The following is a 2,858-nucleotide window of genomic DNA, read 5'->3' on the forward strand; positions in this document are numbered from 1 at the left end:
CGCACCGTCGCCCGGGTGGCCGTGGCGACGCCGGGGTGCAGCAGCTGGCCGGAGGTGGACATCGGTGCCCGCACCGGCGGTGCGGCCTGCGGCGCCCGCGCCTGCGCCACCACGGCCCGGGCGAACCGCCCGGTGATCCGCTCGGCGGCCGGGTGCGACAGGCCGGGTCGGCCGTACACCAGGTCGGCGACCAGCCGCTGCTCCACCACCCTTGCGGTGAGGCGCAGTTCGTACAACGGGTCGCCCCCGGCGCAGCGGGCCGTCCCGGCCTGTTCGGCGGCGACGGTCCAGTCCAGTGCGGGTTCCTCGGGCAGCCGGAAGGTGCCGAGGAAGTTGAAGCCGACGGCGGGCCTTTCGCCGGGCGCGTCCATCGGCCGGACGGGTGCCTCGCGCAGCCGCCGCGCCACGGTGTCCGAGGTGGCGCCGGCGTCCAGCTCGACGTGCTTGACGGCGGTGAACCAGCCGACGGTGTCCAGGAATTCGCCCGCGTCGCCGACCGCGTCCCGGCCGTGGGTCTCGACCTCCACCGCGATCCGGGGGCGTCCGCCGTCGCCGGCGACGGCCTCGGTGAAGGCGGCCAGCAGCACGGCCTCCAGCCCGGCGCCGGCGCCGTGCCGGGCGATCAGCCGGGCGGTGGCGTCCGGGTCGAGTGCCCAGCTGAGCGCCGCGGGCTCCTGCGGAGCCGGCTCGCCGCCGGCGGGCTCCACGCGCACCCGCTCGACGACGGGCGAGGAGACCGCCGCCCAGGCGTAGAAGTCCGCCGTCGGCGGCAGGTCGGCCGGCTTCCGGTCGAGCACCGCCCGGTACGCGTGCGCCAGGTCGTCCAGCAGGATCCGCCAGGACAGCCCGTCGACCACCAGGTGGTGCGCGATCAGCGCGAGCCGGTCGTCGGTGCCGGGCGGGCCGGCGAACAGGTGGGCGCGCAGCAGCCGGCCGGCCAACGGGTCGATGCTGCGGTGGAGTTCGGTGCAGACCCCGGCGACGGTGTCGGCGATCTCCCCGGCCGCGCGAGGGATCCGGGAGAAGGAGACCGGGTCGAGGTCGGCCACCGCCCGGACCTCGCCGCAGCCGTCCGGGGTGACCGGCCGGCGCAGCGCCGGATGCCGCTCCAGGACGGCCGCGACGGCCGCCGAGAGTGCCTGCGGGTCGACGGCGGTGCGGCATCGCAGCAGCACGGACTGGTTCCAGTGCCGCAGGTCCCGCACCGACCGCTGCCGGTACAACCAGCGCTGGGCGGGGGCGAGTCGGAGCCGGTCGGTGTCGCCGCGCGGGGCCGGAACGGACGGCGCGACCGGGACGGCGGCCGCCGCCAGGCCCTCCGCCGTCGGGTGCCGGTAGAAGTCCTCGTAGGCGACCCGCAGGCCGGAGCGCCGCAGGAAGGCGATGGTGCGCATGGCGAGGATGGAGTCCCCGCCGAGGCTGAGCACGTCGGTGTGCGTCCCGATCGCGGGCAGGCCGAGGGCGCCCGCCCAGAACCGGGCGATCTCCCCGGCCGGGCCGCTCGCGGCGGTGCCGCTCGGCTCCGCCCGGGCCTCGACCAGTTCGGCCGCCAGCTCCGCCAGCCGCGGCCGGTCGAGCTTGCCGTTCGGCCCGACCGGGAACTGCGGCAGTACCAGGATCGGCTGCGGCACGGAGTAGCCGGGCAGCCGGTCCCGCAGGTGCGCCGTCAGCGCCTCCAGGCCGACGAAGCCGTCCGACAGCCGGACGACGCCGATCAGTTGGCTGCCGAGCGCGGTCTCCCGAAGCAGCGCCGCCGAGCGGGCGACGCCCGGGTGGCCGTCCATGGCCCGCTCCACCTCGGCGAGGTCCACCCGGTAGCCGCGGACCTTCACCTGGCGGTCCACCCGGCCCAGGAAGACCAGGTTCCCGTCCGCCCGCCTGCGGCACAGGTCGCCGGTGCGGTAGACCGGTTGGCCTTCGTGCCGGACGAAACCGCGGGCGGTCTCGTCCGGCCGCCCGAAGTACCCGGCGCTCACGCCCCGGCCGCCGATGAGCAGTTCCCCCACCGTGCCGTCCGGCACCACCCGGCCGGTGCCGTCCACCACGGCCAGCAGCACCTCCCCGATCCCGGTGCCGATCGGTACGGTCGGCTCCTCGGCGGGCAGTTGGCGGGCGGAGGTGACGAGCAGGCAGGTGGCTCCGACGGTGGTCTCGGTCGGGCCGTAGTGGTTGGCCAGCCGCGCGGTGGTGCCGCCGTCGAGCAGGGCGGCGGCAAGCGGGCGGGGCAGCGGCTCGCCACCGAGCAGCACGGTGTGCAGCGGCGGGAAGTCGGCCGGGCGGCCCTCCAGCAGAGCGGTCAGGTGCGAGGGGGTGGTCTTCAGCACGTCCACCCGGGCCCGCCGGAGCGAGGCCCAGAAGGCCTCCGGGTCGCGCACCTCGCGGTCCGGCACGAGGTGCACCGAGCCACCGGTGGCCAAGGCGAGTAGCCAGGCGGTGTGGCCCAGGTCGGCGGCCAGGGTGGTGACGTGCGCGGCGCAGGGCGCGTCGGCCTCGGTGAGGCCGAGCCGCCCGGCCAGCGCCCGGGCGTAGTGCACGGCGTTGGCGTGGGTGACGGCCACCGCCTTGGGCTCGCCGCTCGACCCGGAGGTGAAGGAGAGGTACGCGAGGTCCTCGCCCCGCACCTCGGTGGCCACCGGGGGCAGCTCCGGCAGCGCCTCGACGTCCACCGCCTCCCCGCCGGGCCCGCCCTCGGTGGCCAGGACCCGGGCCACCCGGACGGACGCCAGCCGCCGGGCCAGGTCGGCCGCCGACCAGTCCGGATCGGTCAGCACGGCCGCCGCGCCCGCACGCAGCACCCCGTGCAGCAGCACCAGCATCCGGGCGTCCCGGGGGCCGACCAGGGCGACCCGGTCGCCCCG

1 protein-coding gene is annotated in these 2,858 nt (G+C 77.2%); it reads right to left on the reverse strand.

Annotated features, from left to right (window positions below; genetic code table 11):
- Window positions 1-2,858, reverse strand: a 2,858-nt coding sequence (locus tag KS423_RS42585) for an AMP-binding protein (protein WP_224285062.1), incomplete at both ends; no start/stop codon positions are given.

Source organism: Streptomyces sp. LS1784, from assembly GCF_020103755.1.
Lineage (GTDB): Bacteria > Actinomycetota > Actinomycetes > Streptomycetales > Streptomycetaceae > Kitasatospora.